At 34.3% G+C, this 15281-nt stretch carries 11 protein-coding genes and 1 pseudogene; 11 read left to right on the top strand and 1 reads right to left on the bottom strand.

Translation table 11 applies throughout. From position 1 onward, the window contains the following. Positions 1-405: 405 nt before the first annotated feature. From ACUN26_RS13395 to ACUN26_RS13375, 5 genes are all read left to right on the top strand, one after another. Positions 406-777, top strand: a complete 372-nt coding sequence (locus tag ACUN26_RS13395) for a DUF1304 domain-containing protein (RefSeq protein WP_000402901.1) — start codon at positions 406-408, stop codon at positions 775-777. 499 nt (positions 778-1276) lie between these two features. After that, the gene (locus ACUN26_RS13390; RefSeq protein ID WP_002039094.1) at positions 1277-1792 is read left to right on the top strand and encodes a heme-degrading domain-containing protein; all 516 of its coding nucleotides are present in this window, start codon (positions 1277-1279) and stop codon (positions 1790-1792) included. Positions 1793-2341: 549 nt separating this feature from the next. Beyond that, on the top strand, positions 2342-2941 hold the full coding sequence (locus ACUN26_RS13385) for a nitroreductase family protein (RefSeq protein WP_000158953.1): 600 nt from the start codon (positions 2342-2344) through the stop codon (positions 2939-2941). Between the two features lie 339 nt (positions 2942-3280). After that, entirely contained in the window at positions 3281-5509 is a 2229-nt protein-coding gene (locus ACUN26_RS13380; protein WP_000826217.1) for a putative mucin/carbohydrate-binding domain-containing protein, read from the top strand. Positions 5510-5658: 149 nt separating this feature from the next. Beyond that, the gene (locus ACUN26_RS13375; RefSeq protein ID WP_001058961.1) at positions 5659-7356 is read left to right on the top strand and encodes a M4 family metallopeptidase; all 1698 of its coding nucleotides are present in this window, start codon (positions 5659-5661) and stop codon (positions 7354-7356) included. 183 nt (positions 7357-7539) lie between these two features. Here ACUN26_RS13375 and ACUN26_RS13370 read toward each other — a convergent pair whose 3' ends face one another. Then, complete coding sequence (locus tag ACUN26_RS13370) at positions 7540-8535, bottom strand: zinc-dependent alcohol dehydrogenase family protein (RefSeq protein ID WP_000647250.1); 996 nt, start codon at positions 8533-8535, stop codon at positions 7540-7542. A 168-nt stretch (positions 8536-8703) separates the two neighbouring features. On the opposite strand from ACUN26_RS13370, the gene ACUN26_RS13365 reads away from it, so the two are divergent. From ACUN26_RS13365 to fsa, 6 genes and pseudogenes are all read left to right on the top strand, one after another. Further along, positions 8704-8844 (top strand): hypothetical protein, encoded by a 141-nt coding sequence (locus ACUN26_RS13365; protein WP_000898185.1) that lies wholly within the window; start codon positions 8704-8706, stop codon positions 8842-8844. A gap of 25 nt (positions 8845-8869) precedes the next feature. Continuing rightward, positions 8870-9385: pseudogene (locus ACUN26_RS13360) on the top strand (glucose-6-phosphate dehydrogenase); the annotation flags it as partial. A 349-nt stretch (positions 9386-9734) separates the two neighbouring features. Continuing rightward, a complete protein-coding gene (gene zwf / locus ACUN26_RS13355; RefSeq protein WP_000445351.1) occupies positions 9735-11219 on the top strand; it encodes a glucose-6-phosphate dehydrogenase in 1485 nt (494 codons plus the stop codon). Positions 11220-11258: 39 nt separating this feature from the next. Beyond that, the gene (tkt, locus tag ACUN26_RS13350; RefSeq protein ID WP_000193007.1) at positions 11259-13253 is read left to right on the top strand and encodes a transketolase; all 1995 of its coding nucleotides are present in this window, start codon (positions 11259-11261) and stop codon (positions 13251-13253) included. 112 nt (positions 13254-13365) lie between these two features. Continuing rightward, positions 13366-14259, top strand: a complete 894-nt coding sequence (gene gnd / locus ACUN26_RS13345) for a phosphogluconate dehydrogenase (NAD(+)-dependent, decarboxylating) (RefSeq protein WP_001263676.1) — start codon at positions 13366-13368, stop codon at positions 14257-14259. A gap of 198 nt (positions 14260-14457) precedes the next feature. After that, entirely contained in the window at positions 14458-15126 is a 669-nt protein-coding gene (gene fsa, locus ACUN26_RS13340) for a fructose-6-phosphate aldolase (RefSeq protein WP_000667693.1), read from the top strand. Positions 15127-15281 lie beyond the last annotated feature (155 nt).

The raw sequence follows: 15281 nt of genomic DNA, 5'->3' as shown, positions 1-15281 counted from the left end.
GTAAAGTATCTGTTTTTAGAAAAAATTAATTTTTATAAATTGATGGAGATATAACTCAATTCTTTTATATATTTAGTTAAATATGATTGTCAGAATGAACTTAAAGTAATTATGATTTCTAGAAATGCGAACTGATGTTTTGAATTGGTTTAAAGTTGCTGGAACAAAATAAAACCAATTGAACAAAAGAACTTGCAAAAATAAAAAGAGAGATGTATATTAATTGATATATCAATAATTGATATATCAATTAATATTTTGACAAGAAAGAAAAGGAACATTTTATGAAGGAAATGTTCGTAAATATCAGTGGAGAAGAACGCAAAATACTTATTCATGTTCTATTACAGATGCAAAAAAATGTAGAGAATATTAAAGAATAGAGAGTGTAGGGGGCAGAATAGTGTGGAAATAATCGTAGCTATTTTAGTCGGGATCGTAGCATTAGAACATTTGTTTATCATGATCCTTGAAATGTTTTTTATTGATTCAAAAGTAGCGAAACGTGCTTTCAAATTACGGAAGCATTTAGAAGGAGATCGAAACGTAGCCATTATGTTTGCAAACCAAGGCTTATATAATGGATTTTTAGCGGCTGGTCTCATTTGGGGACTTGTACTTGGGCTCAATCCAATTGGTTATATGGTCCAATTATTTTTCGTGATTTGTGTGGTGATAGCAGCTATTTTCGGAGGTTTCACATCTAATAAATCAATTATTGTGAAACAAGGACTTCCAGCTGTTTTAGCACTAGTTGCTCTTTTATCTATAATATAGAATCAAAGTTTCTCAATAAAAGAACTCATTTTTGAAAAATACGCTATTCTTTCTGTAGAATCATAGGAAAGGATGGCGTTTTTGTATGTCTATTTCTATATGTAGTGAATTATAACTATTCCCTCAAGGGACTCAACTGCTTTTCAACTTTTGGATACATTTTCATCCATCTTTGTTTCCTCCTATTGTTGGATAGTGTAATAATTGATAAAAATTTTGATGACATTGGATTATAACGATTGATCAAAAAAGTTAGTGATTAAAAATATTATTCTTTAGTACATACATTTTTAAGATGTTAAATATATTTCATAATAGTCTCTGTAAGATAGGGATAAGTAGAATAGTACTTTTTATAACTTTGAATATCATTCATAATAGCACCAGTAAGAAGAAAACAAGCTTTACGGTACTACTATTTACCAACGATGTTACAGCAGTTTATTTAGAATCAGATTGATTAAAAGGTTGTACTATATGGCCTAATAATTTCGAAAAAATGCCAGAGTGGCATAAAACGATTATGGAGGTTAAAGATATGAGTACTTCAAATTTGAATGAAATTAGTAAACAAATTTTAAAAGAGGAGGAAACACTTCAATTTTCCTCTTTTACAAATGAAGATGCCTTGCAACTAGGTTTATTTATCGTTGAAACAGCAAAGCGAGAGGGGAAATTGATTGCTGTTGATATAACAAAAAACGGTGTGCAATTATTTCATTTTAAGATGACAGGGACAAATGCGGAAAATACGAAATGGATTGAGCGTAAAAAACGAGTTGTTTCCCTGCATGATCATAGCTCTTATTATATGCAGATACAAAGTGAAATAACTGGAATCTCATATAATGAAAAATATCTTTTAGATACTTCGGAATATGCTGCGTTTGGTGGGTGCTTTCCTATCAGAGTAAAAAACGTAGGAGTTATTGGAATGATAACAGTTTCAGGATTGCCGCCAGAAGAAGATCACGAATTGGTAATAAGAGCAGTTAAACATCATTTGAATCAATAATAAAAGTAAATTCAATTGTTAAATATAGAGACAAAAACGAACACATTCCTGTTCGTTTTTGTGTTTTTTATTGTTTGTTTGCTGTAAGAGTATGGATGTTAAAACAGTATTAAAGTTTGACATGTAATTTATAAGATGTTAATCATTAAATAAGTGACGGGTATAGTTTTTAATACTATTCATTGGTAATGTTTAGCTGAATTTAAATTAAAACTGTAAAAAGCCAGGTAATGTGTTATTCATGCTACCTGGCTTTTTTGACCAGCAATTTAAGGTTATTTTCATATTTGTGTAAATATGAAACAAGCAGGATACATGAATAGAGAATGGGTAAAATAGTACCGAATGATCACTAGATTGTCTCAACGATGTTATAAAATGTTTTTTTAGTAAACTAAAGTGGTTTAAATGAAGCAGTTTAGTTAGATTCAGAATGACTAGCAATTGGTGTTATGGAGTTCAATGATTCAAAAATGAACTCATTTTAACCCATATTATCTTCGCAATATATCATTTTGAAGAATATTAAAAATTAGGAGGAAATGAATTATGACAAAAGATTTCTATACCGCACTGAAAGAAAGACGTACTTACTATGGAATTAATAAAGAGGTACAAGTATCAGATGAAAAAATTAAAGAAATCGTGGAGTTTACTGTGAAACATACTCCATCAGCTTTCAATTCTCAAACTGCGCGATTAGTTGTATTATTTGGTGAAGCTCATGATAAATTATGGGATATTACAACTGAAACATTAAGAAAAGTAGTTGGAGATGGAGATTTTTCAGGAACGCAACAAAAAATGGATTCTTTTAAAGCTGGTTATGGAACAGTATTATTCTTTGAAGATGAGGCTATCGTTAAATCGCTTCAAGAAAAATTTGCTGCATATGCTGAAAACTTCCCAATTTGGTCACACCAAGCATCAGGTATGCACCAATTAGTCGTGTGGACAGGTTTAGAAGCTGAGGGATTAGGGGCATCTTTGCAACATTATAATCCATTAATTGATGATGAGGTAAAACAAGAATGGAATGTTCCTGCTAATTGGAAACTAATTGCACAAATGCCATTTGGTAATCCAACAGCTGCACCAGGTGAAAAAGAATTCCAACCGCTTGAAGAGCGTGTGAAATTTCATAAATAATAAACATTATTCATAAGGAATGAGTAAAAAGATTCTAGTTATTAATTCAATCACAAGTGTAACGATATATATTAAAAAAAACACGAAGACATTTAAGTCTTCGTGTTTTTTTGATTAATTTTTGAAAGTGATAAAGGAGTATAGGCAAAGATATTTTATTATTAAATGTTAAATATTTGTATATCTAAAATTACATATATCTAATGATTGATAATCATGAATTAATGTAACTATAATAATTACACTGGGAAATAACTTATGGACTACAGTTTTAAGTAACGAAGGAGGAATTTGTTTTATTGTATTTTGTATATAAAAAATAGAAAAGGAGATATGCAAATGAAAAGATTACTTGTTATAGGCATAATGTATACAATGTTTTTCCTCATAGGAAATATACACTTACATGCTGATGAACGAACAAATGTAAAAGAAATTACTAGTTTAGAAGAGCCTACTTGGATATTTCAGGCGGGCATAAGTAAGGGGAAATATCATGATCGACATGATTTAGGATTTATTTTGCAGAGAAATACACCATTAAAGGTAAGACAAACGAATCCTAATTTTAAAGACAAATTAACAGTACGTTTATTGTCTAATGACTCAAAAAATGAAAAATCCATACAAGTAGGAAATGAATGGATTACGATTCAAGGCGATACGCCTTTAGTTCCTTTCATAGATACTCCGTATGGTGAAGAGCACGCTACACTTGAGTACCAAATAGGAAATGAAAGTTCTACTAAGCCTCTTCCCATTTATAAACAACAAGGAAGTGTATCTCAATTTTTTAGTACATGGGATCAATTTGATGGGGAGTATGCGTTAATTCAAGGGGAGAGTTTTCAATTATTTGTACCTAAAAAAGATAAAGAGTTAGTAAGATCTTTAAAAGATTTTCAATCGTTGGATGAGTTAATTGCATATTATGAGGATATTTTTGCGATGTATGATTCAATTATTGGTTTAGATGGCTCAACGGTTGAAAATAAAAAAAGTCAAAATCGTTATTTCTTAAAAGCAGATATATCCGGTGCTGGCGGTGCCTATTATGGCGCAAATTGGACAGCCAATAGTACAGATAGTACAAAGATGTGGTTAGATAAACTAAGTTGGGGAACTTTACATGAAATCGCTCATGGATACCAAGCTGGTTTTGATAATCAAGGAATATTTACAGGAGAAGTTTCTAATAATCTATTTGGTGTTCAATATCAATATAGTAAATACAGCAAAAAAGCAGATCAAGTTGGTTGGTTGTTTAATTTTGGGAAGAAGGAACAAGTAGAACGGAATTTATACAATTCTTTAATGAAAGAAAATAAAAATTATGATGACTTAGATTTACGACAAAAACTTATTCTTTTAACGATGGCGAAACAAAAAGCTGGCGATGAAGCTTTTGCGAAAATGTATCAAGGTTATCGAAAACTAGCTAGCAATACAGCTTTCAAAAAAGGTGACCATTCTTTACCAGATTTAATGAATCAGTATTATAGTGAGAATGGACAAGTTGATTTTACACCTGTCTTTGAAAGATGGTGCTTTAAACTTAATAATAAACAAATAGAGATTAATAGGGCGAAAGGTTATCCGGCTGTTACTTCTTTAGCTTATATAGTGCCTGAATCACAATTAGTTAAAGCAAGAGCACTAGTTGATCCTGAGATTCCGATAAACTCCAACTTTGAAATAGTTACAAATCAGCAAATTGCTTCACTTGGGCTAAAAGGGAATTTGCATATCCATTTAAATACAAATGAAATAGATACATTGAAAGGAGGAAAAATTAAATTAAAAGAAGGGAATAAAGTTATTCAAGAGAAAACAATTGAAACAACAGATATCAATTTACAAGACGTACCAAATGGAGTTTATACAGTTGAGATTTCAGGTGGAAAAACGGATAGTATGTACCATTTTAGTTCGTATTATACCTATATAAAGGAAAAAGATAATAGTCTAACCATTGATATTAACGAAATGAAAGTGAGTAAGTTGGTAAATGAAACGATTCAATTCCTAGGATTAGGAGATGACCAGTTTGCCGAATTAAATACAGACTTAGAGCAAGATCAAGCTGTTTTTACGGTTACTACTAAAACGCCTCATAGCTATTATGCAGGTGAAAAATACGCATCAATAGAGGTGTTTAATAATAAGGGGGAAAAAATTTATACGAAAGAAATGGAAGGAACAAATGTAACGATTGTAAAAGATACAGTTCCACTAAAAGAAGGATATAGAATTAAAATCTATCATGATGAAATTAAAAAACGATTAACTAGTAAAGCTACTATTATGAATCCTATGAATAAAACAAATGAATTTATAATGACAAAATGGGGATTGAAAAATACTTATTTGCAAAATAATCCGGAAGAAAATCTTATGCAAAGAATTGATGAAGAAATGGAAGCAATTATAAGTAATCCTGTTTTAAAAGAGATACCAATGCAAAAATTAGAAATGAAAAAGAATGTGTGGATGGCAATAAATATGTTATCAGAACCACAAAAAATACTGTATATGAATAAATATAAAGATAGTTTATATAATGAGTAATTTTTGAGAAATGAATGGAATCTATCCATATTATGAGGAAGCACAATTCATAAACAGTAGATAAACATAGATAGTTTGAAATATCTATGTTTCCAATTCTGAAAAAACATTTATTTAACTTAATAATAAGATTATAAAGGGGCAAGAATATGAATAATTTCGTAAAGGTAGGTTTAACTACAGGAGTGGTGTTATCGGCGATTATGCCCTATGGAGGAGTGCATGCGGAAACAGAAGATTTAAAAGTGGAAACAAAGGAAGATACGTTCCGAACAGGTAATTTAACAGCACCTTCTCAAAATTCGGTAGAAAATGTAGCAAAGGATGCACTAAAAGGAAAAACAGAACAAGCATTATCATCAAAGCAAGTTAATACGGAATCCAAAGTTAATTATAATGTTACGCAAAGTCGTAAATCTTATGATGGTACTACATTGGTACGTCTTCAACAAACGTATGAAGGACGTGATGTATACGGATATCAACTAACAGCACATATAAATGATGATGGTGTACTTACGAGCGTTTCGGGGGATAGTGCCCAAGATCTACAACAACAGGAAGATTTGAAACAACCTATTACTTTATCAGAAGAGGATGCAAAGAAACAGCTTTTCAACATCTATGGAAATGATCTTATATTTATTGAAGAACCAGAAATTAAACAAGTGGTATATGTAGATGAAAATACAAATAAAGCTACAAACGCATATCAAATTACTTTTAGTGCATCTACACCTGAATATGTATCTGGTACGGTATTAATTGATGCTTTTGGGGGGAATCTATTAAAAGAACTCGTTCAAAAATTGGGTATACAAGTAGATAGTAGTATTGTCCAATCTGCGACAGCAAATAAATCACAAGATCCTTCGAAATTAACAGGTACAGGAAAAGATGACTTAGGTATTAATCGTACGTTTGGAATTACGCAGCGAAGTGATGGAACGTACATGCTTGCAGATTATTCTCGTGGTAAGGGAATTGAAACATATACTGCTAATTATAAAGATTATAATAATTATAGAAGAAATGTATGGGGTTATCTCGATGATTTAGTAACAAGTAATTCTACAAATTTTACTGATCCTAAAGCAGTTAGTGCCCATTATTTAGCAACGAAAGTATATGATTTTTATCAAGAAAAATATGGCCGTAACAGCTTTGATAATAACGGACAAAAAGTAATTTCTGTCGTTCATGGTTGGAACACAAATGGTACGAATAAAGGAAATCCTGAGCAGTGGTTTAATGCATTTAGTAATGGAGCTATGCTAGTATACGGAGATCCAATTGTTAGAGCATTTGATGTGGCAGGACATGAATTTACACACGCGGTTACAAGAAATGAGTCTGGACTTGAGTATGCAGGAGAAGCTGGTGCAATTAATGAGGCTCTATCTGATATTTTAGGAGTAGCAGTTGAAAAGTATGCCAATAACGGAAAGTTCAATTGGACAATGGGAGAACAATCAGGTCTTATTTTTAGAGATATGAAAAACCCATCATCTATCTCTTCTAGATATCCTGAGGACTATAGACATTATAATAACTTACCTATTGATGCTGACCACGATCATGGTGGTGTACACACGAACTCTAGCATTATTAATAAAGTAGCTTACTTGATTGCTAGTGGTGGAAACCATAATGGAGTAAACGTACATGGCATTGGAGAAGATAAAATGTTTGATATTTTCTATTATGCAAATACGGATGAATTAAATATGACTTCTGACTTTAAAGAATTAAAAGAAGCTTGTATTCGTGTAGCAACGAACTTATATGGTAAAGACTCATTAGAAGTACAAGCTGTCCAACAAGCCTTTAAAGCAGCTTATATTTAAGACTACTATGATGAATTGTAAACCTTTTATTTTAATATGATTCTTTATTTAAATATATAGACAAAAACCTTGTAGAATTTCTCTGCAAGGTTTTTGTTACGCATGGCATTTTATTTTATGTATCATTATCTCATGTTAATTGGTAATTAGGATAACTAATAAGTTGTTTTTATCGAGTCAAAATTACCAAACGTTTTTTAACACTATTTTTCCTATTGCTTTATTCGATTCCAAATATTCATGTGCTTGGGCAACTTCATCAAACGTGAAAGTTTTCGAATCTAGCAATGGGCGAAGTTTTCCTTCTTCTACAATTTGCGTTATTTTCGTTAAGATTTCTCCGCAATCATTACGCTTATCAGTATGTAATATTTTTAATGCCATAAAAGTAACGTGCAGAGAGAGTCCTTTTGCGTGTAAAGGAGAGAGGTCATGGGTTGAACGAGCTGCAATTGTTACGACAGTGCCATTGACCGCAGCAGCTTCAAAAGAATGATCAAGATTCTTGCCACCTACTGTATCAAATATAACTTCAAATCCGTTTCCATTCGTATGTTTTTGCACATATTCTTGAACAGATACTTCTTTATAATTAATAGCTATATCGGCTCCTAGACGATGGGCTATTTCCAATTTGCTCTGCTGAGAAGCGGTTGTGAAAATTTTAGCGCCTGCCCATTTAGCTAGTTGAATGGCTACGTGTCCTACGCCACCAGTAGCTCCATGAATGAGAACATTTTGACCAGGTTTAATATTTGCACGATCAAATAAAGATTCCCAAGCTGTAATTGCAACTAATGGTAGAGCAGCAGCTTCTTCCATTGTTAAATTGTTAGGTTTGTGAGCAATTAATCGTGCATCAGCAAGCATAAATTCTGCAAGTGCACCTCCAGTTTCTTTAAAACCTCCGGCACATCCGTATACTTCATCCCCTGATTTGAATTTCGAAACACCTTCTCCTACTTCAATAACAATACCAGCTACATCGCCGTGTAATATAGCTGGAAACTCAGGAGCGACTGCTGAAACGGCACCACTACGCATTTTTGTATCGATTGGATTTACACTTGTTGCTTTTACATCGATTAGAACATGACCTGGTAAAAGTTTTGGTTTTGAAACTTCTTCTAATTGAAATACAGATGAATCCCCAAAAGAATGGATAATTTGTGCTTTCATAGTTTATACCTCCTGTTTGTGGTTATAGCATAGCAAAGTACGAAAAATAAGTATAATATTTTGAATTTGGTTAGTGAGAATTTTATATAAAGAAGAGGAAAGTGCATGAAATGAAATAATGTAACGTACTTCTAAAAACTACTGTAAAGCTTTTTGAAGAAAGGGTAGATGTTATTTTTGCAGCATGATTTATTCATTACGTTTATCCCGCATTCACAGGCAGTAAGACCTCCACCTCAAAATTCAGCGAAAGCAAAGAAGTTAGGTGGGAGTTGGGCTGCTCGTAAAAGCCCGATTGGTGAGGGCTGATTAAAGTTTCACTTTATTCGGAGCGACAGGGGATTTAGCGAAACGCAAAATTTACCCTGCTTTATACAAACTATTTAGTAATCAACATATACCGCAATCTATTTCGATTATCGGTATTGGCAGAAGGGTAATGTCAGATGTGGAATTTCAAACAAAGGTAGAACAATCCCTTGCTACATTTTCTAGAATATCTACTGATGACCAATCAGGAGTAGAAGAATTTATTAGCACATTTCGTTATTGTCAATTAGATACAGCGAATATAGTGGGCTATCAAGATTTACTGAGCCTTGTAAAAAAGCGTGAAACAGAATTAAACATTTCTGGAAACCGTATGTTTTATCTATCTGTTGTACCAGAAGTATTTGATGTGATTGCTTTAAATATTAAGGAGAGTGGATTGTGGGCTACACAAGGATTGAACCGTCTTATTATAGAGAAGCCTTTTGATTATAATGTAACGTCTGCTCGCGAGTTTAACGGAAGATTAATTGAATATTTCGATAAAAATGATATTTATTGTATTGATCATTATCTTTGAAAATGAATGGTAACTAGGAATACACTTAGAAAAGTATTACGAAATAAATAGTATTTAATTCAAGACATTTTTATTGACGATAATAATTTATGTGATTAATATAATAAACATAAGATTATTTAATTACTAAAAGTAATTAAATATACATTATTTCGTTAAATTCGATAAATAAGTAAGTTGTGGTAGAAATGCTTTGAATTGCCACTATTAATATTGGGGACAATTAGAAAGCGAAAGGTATAAAAAGAATTGGAATTTGATAACTCTTTGTTTTTTATAAAACATGAGCTTCTGTACAATTCATTTTGAATATATTGACCAGGATTATACAACAAGAGGGGGACTAAAATTGGAATCAATGACCTTTGTTTTATTTGGAGCGACAGGGGACTTAGCGAAACGCAAAATTTACCCCGCACTATATAACTTATATAGAGATCAAAAGCTTCCAAAGCAAATATCCGTTATCGGACTTGGGAGACGTCAAGTACCTCATGAAGATTTTCAAAAAAGAATAAAAGAATCAATAGAGACGTTTTCACGTCATAGAGAGGAAGGTACTCCGGAACTCGAAGGTTTTTTAGATAATTTTCGCTATTGTCCATTAGATGTGAGTAAGCCGGAAGACTATGAGAGGTTATTAAAAGTCGTTCGTGAAAGGGAAGAAGAACTACATATAAAAGGTAATAGAATGTTCTATCTTTCAGTTGCTCCTGAATTTTTCGAGACAATTGCTTTAAATATTAAGGAAAGCGGACTCGATAAAACGGATGGATGGAAACGTTTGATGATTGAGAAACCGTTCGGGCACGATCTTACATCTGCTCGTGAGCTTAATGATAAGCTTAGTCGCACGTTTGAAGAAGATGAGATATACCGTATTGATCATTATTTAGGGAAGCCGATGATTCAAAACCTTGAAGCATTAGAATTTGCAAATCCTGTTCTCCAATCGATTTGGAATAAAGAACATATAGCGAATGTACAAATTACAGCGAGTGAAACAGTTGGGGTTGAAGAAAGAGCAGGATATTATGATCAGGCAGGAGCCATTCGTGATATGGTTCAAAATCATATGTTACAAATATTAATGATGACTGCTATGAATCTGCCGGAAAAAATTAACGCATGTGAAATTCGAGAGGAAAAGCGAAAGGTAATGGAGACGCTTCGTAAAGTGAAAAAAGAAGACGTTCAAAACCATATCATTCGCGGACAATATGGTGCAGGTGACATAAACGGTCAACAAGTTGTAGCATATAAAGAGGAGCCAGGAGTAAATCCTTCTTCTAACATAGACACATTTGTTGCTGCTCGATTATGGATCGATAATCCATTTTGGACTGGCGTTCCCTTTTATATACGAACAGGCAAACGAATGAAAGAAAAGTCTACTCGTATTGTAATCGAATTTAAAAATACGTTAAAACAGCAATATCAAGATAGTAATCCAAATGCAGCACCTAACTTGTTAATAATTGAAATTAGCCCAGGTGAGAACGTTTCATTACAGTTAAATAGTAAAAATCCATTGAAAAATGGAGAAATTGAACCGATGCGTATTAACTTTACTTGTGAGCAAGCGGATGTGGGAGTACCTGAAGCGTATGAAAGACTCATTCATGATGCTGTGAGTGGAGACGCTACATTCTTTGCACATTGGAGAGAAGTTGAATTGTCATGGGAATGGGTACAACCAATTCTTGAAGCATTCGAAGAAAACTTATTACCACTTCATGAATATGAGTCGGGTTCATATGGTCCAGATGCGTCTAATGAACTATTGCAAGAAAGTGAATTTAAATGGTGGTTAGATCAAGAAACGAAAAAATAGGTACTTTCTTTCATGAAAGCATTTAGGGGGACGATTACTATGACACAAAACATAAATCAATTAGCAGTGAATACAATTCGTACGTTATCAATTGATGCTATTAATGCGGCAAATTCAGGTCATCCAGGTCTTCCGATGGGAGCAGCGCCAATGGCTTATGCATTATGGGCGAATCATTTAAATCATAATCCTAATCATCCAAAATGGTTTAACCGTGATCGATTCGTTTTATCGGCGGGACATGGATCTAGCTTATTATATAGCCTACTTCATTTAGCTGGATATGACGTTTCAATTGATGACTTGAAAAACTTCAGAAAATTAAATAGTGAAACGCCAGGACATCCTGAGTTTGGTCACACTTCAGGAGTTGAAGCAACTACAGGACCGTTAGGGCAAGGGATTGCCAATGCTGTCGGAATGGCAATGGCAGAAGCGCATTTAGCAGCGAAGTTTAATAAGGATGGTCACTCTATTATAGATCACAATACGTACGCTTTAGTTGGAGACGGTGATTTAATGGAAGGTGTCGCTTATGAAGCGATGTCAATGGCAGGACATATGAAACTTGGCAAGTTAATTGTGCTGTATGATTCAAATGAAATTTCACTTGATGGTGAATTAAACATTGCTTTCTCTGAAGATATGCAGAAAAGGGTAGAATCTGCACATTGGCAATATGTAAGAGTTGAAGATGGAAACGATGTTGATGCGATTACAAAAGCGATTCAATTAGCGAAAAACAATACGGACCAACCTACTCTTATAGAAATTAGAACCATTATAGGTTACGGAAGTCCAAAAGTTGCTGGAACGAACAAAGCACATGGTAACCCGCTTGGATTAGAAGAAGCGACAGCGACAAAACAAGTGTATGGTTGGCATTATGAAGAAGACTTTTTTGTACCTGAAGAAGTAACAGCTCATTTTAATGAACTGAAACAAAAAGGTATTGAAAAAGAACATGGCTGGAATGAGCAGTTCAACTTATACAGAGAGTCAAACCCTGCACTAGCAGATGAATTAGAAAAAGCGATTACAGGTGAAGTTTTAATCGAAGAGAAAGACATTTTATCCTTCGATACTGAAAAAACGATTTCAACTCGTGTTGCAAGTGGGGAAGCTATTAACCATTATGTGAAATCGATTCCTTCTATTTTCGGTGGAAGTGCAGATCTTTCTCATTCTACGATGACAGATATAAAAGGTGAAGCAGTGTATGCAGTAGAATCGTATGCTGGCCGAAATATATACTTCGGTGTACGTGAACATGCAATGGGCGCCGCAGCGAATGGACTGGCACTTCATGGAGGAGTAAAACCTTTCGTTAGTACATTCTTTGTATTTAATGATTACCTTCGTCCATCTATTCGACTGGCTGCATTGCAAAAGTTACCAGTTACTTACGTATTTACGCATGATTCGATCGCTGTAGGAGAAGATGGTCCAACGCATGAACCAGTTGAACATTTAGCAGCTCTTCGGGCAATTCCTGGTTTAACAGTTATCCGCCCGTCAGATGCGAATGAAACAGCGAGTGCATGGGCTTATGCTTTACAGCAAGCGGATGGTCCAGTCGTTTTAGTACTTAGTCGTCAAAATTTACCGGTATTTGAGGAAACGAAAGCGAACATAGAGAATCTTTCTAAAGGAGCTTACGTATTAACGCAAACAAATGAAAATCCGGATGTGATTTTAATTGCGACAGGTTCTGAAGTATCCTTAGCTGCTAGTGCGAAAGCAAAATTAGAAGAGGATCATGTTTCTGTTCGCATCGTTGCAATGCCGAGCTGGGAATTATTCGATCGCCAATCGAAAGAATATAAAGAATCGGTTCTTCCGTCTTCTGTAACGAAACGAGTATCGCTTGAGATGGGTGTATCTCTCGGTTGGGAACGTTATGTAGGACAAGAAGGAAAAGTACTATCAATTGAAACATTTGGAGCTTCAGGAACTGGAGCTGAAGTCATGAATCTATTTGGATTTACGACAGAAAACATTGTTCAAATTACAAAAAATGTGTTGAATTCTTAAGTTATGACTGTGAATACCTTTCTGTACATACTAATTTATCGGTGCTGAAAGGTATTCCAGATTCTAGTGATATGGATTTTTAATAAAAGATGATTTGAGGAGGAATTATATTATGCGAGTAGGATTAATTGGTTTAGGTAAAATGGGATTAAATTTAGGAAAAAATTTAATGGATCATAAACATGAAGTAGTAGCATTTGATTTAAATACGAGCGCAGTGGAAGAAATGAAAGAGTACGGGGCTACAGGTGTATCTAGTTTAAGTGATCTTGTTCAGTCATTACAATCACCAAGAATTCTTTGGGTTATGGTGCCACACGCTGTTGTTGATTCTGTTATTGATGAGGTTACGCCATTGCTTTCAAAAGGAGATATTTTAATTGAAGCTGGTAATTCACATTATAAAGAGTCTATTCGCCGATATGAGCAACTAAAGAAAGATGGCATTCACTTTATGGATGCAGGAACTTCTGGCGGAATGGAAGGCGCTCGTAATGGTGCTTGTTACATGATCGGAGGAGATCAAGAAGCTTGGGACATCGTTGAACCTATCTTCCGGGATACAGCTGTAGAAAATGGATTCTTATATGCCGGAAAAGCTGGTAGTGGTCACTTCTTAAAAATGGTTCACAACGGAATTGAATACGGTATGATGGCTGCTATTGGTGAAGGATTTGAGATTCTAGAGAAAAGTGAATTTGACTACGATTATGAAAAAGTATCAAGAGTATGGAATAACGGTTCAGTCATTCGCTCTTGGTTAATGGAATTAACTGAAAATGCATTTTCTAAAGATGCGAAACTAGATGAAATTAAGGGAGTAATGCATTCTTCTGGTGAAGGAAAATGGACAGTAGAAACAGCATTAGACCTTCAAACAGCAACTCCTGTTATCGCAATGTCTCTATTAATGCGCTACCGCTCATTAGACAATGATACATTTACAGGAAAAGTTGTAGCAGCTCTGCGTAATGAATTTGGCGGACATGCAGTAGAAAAGAAATAAAGTGAAACTTTAATTAGTGGGGGTTCTTCATCCTCCACATTAGCCTTTACCAATCGGGCTTTTACGGGAAGCACGCCCCCCAACTTAACTTCTTTGCTTCGCTGAATGTTGAGGTGGGGTCTTACTGCCCGGCAAATAGCGGGATAAACATCCTAAACATGTAACTCATCAACGTTTAAAAACTGGAGGGAATTAATCATGAAGTTTTTTATTGATACTGCAAACCTTGAGGACATAAAAAAAGCATATAAACTTGGAGTTTTAGCTGGTGTTACAACGAATCCTTCTTTAGTAGCAAAAGAGGGTGTTAAGTTTGAAGACCGTATCGCAGAAATTTGTCAGGCAGTACCTAAAGTTGAGTCTGTTTCGGCAGAAGTAACGCCAGATGCTGTTACAGCTGAAGAAATGATTGCTCAAGCAGAAGAATTAATTAAAATTAACGGTGGCGATAAAAACGTCACGATAAAACTTCCGATGACGCTAGCAGGATTAGAAGCTTGTCGTTATCTTACTGAAAAAGGTGTGAAAACGAACGTTACACTTATTTTCACTGTGAACCAAGCTCTTTTAGCGGCTCGAGCAGGTGCAACGTACGTTTCTCCATTTTTAGGACGTTTAGATGATATTTCTGAAGATGGTGTACTATTAGTTGCGAAAATTGCTGAATTATTCGATGTTCATCAATTAGATACACAAATTATTGCGGCTTCTGTCAGACACCCAGATCATGTAACTCGTGTAGCGATGGCAGGTGCTCACATTGCTACAATCCCTTATAAAGTAATTGAACAACTTGCTATGCATCCATTAACAGATCAAGGTATGGAAAAGTTTGCTGCAGATTGGGCGAAAGCGCCTAAATTATAATATATGAAAGTGGAGGAGACTTTCCGAAAATTACTTTTCATGAGAGGACAGATTCCTAGGTAACTTCATCGTTTAACTTTTTGGAGTCTTACTACGTGAATACAGCAAGAGAAGAAAGCGTCATGCACTTTAAAAAAAGGACAAATTGCTCGCAC

It is taken from the genome of Bacillus sp. WC2503 (assembly GCF_052682895.1).
The sequence above is the reverse complement of the archived record's forward strand: the minus strand, read 5'-3'. Positions and strand labels throughout refer to the sequence as shown.

Coding starts and splice junctions, on each gene's coding strand:
- ACUN26_RS13380 (WP_000826217.1), top strand. CDS start 3,281: ATGAAAAGATTACTTGTTATAGGCATAATGTATACAATGTTTTTCCTC.
- ACUN26_RS13375 (WP_001058961.1), top strand. CDS start 5,659: ATGAATAATTTCGTAAAGGTAGGTTTAACTACAGGAGTGGTGTTATCG.
- tkt (WP_000193007.1), top strand. CDS start 11,259: ATGACACAAAACATAAATCAATTAGCAGTGAATACAATTCGTACGTTA.
- fsa (WP_000667693.1), top strand. CDS start 14,458: ATGAAGTTTTTTATTGATACTGCAAACCTTGAGGACATAAAAAAAGCA.
- ACUN26_RS13370 (WP_000647250.1), bottom strand. CDS start 8,535: ATGAAAGCACAAATTATCCATTCTTTTGGGGATTCATCTGTATTTCAA.
- gnd (WP_001263676.1), top strand. CDS start 13,366: ATGCGAGTAGGATTAATTGGTTTAGGTAAAATGGGATTAAATTTAGGA.
- ACUN26_RS13385 (WP_000158953.1), top strand. CDS start 2,342: ATGACAAAAGATTTCTATACCGCACTGAAAGAAAGACGTACTTACTAT.
- ACUN26_RS13365 (WP_000898185.1), top strand. CDS start 8,704: ATGTTATTTTTGCAGCATGATTTATTCATTACGTTTATCCCGCATTCA.
- ACUN26_RS13390 (WP_002039094.1), top strand. CDS start 1,277: ATGCCAGAGTGGCATAAAACGATTATGGAGGTTAAAGATATGAGTACT.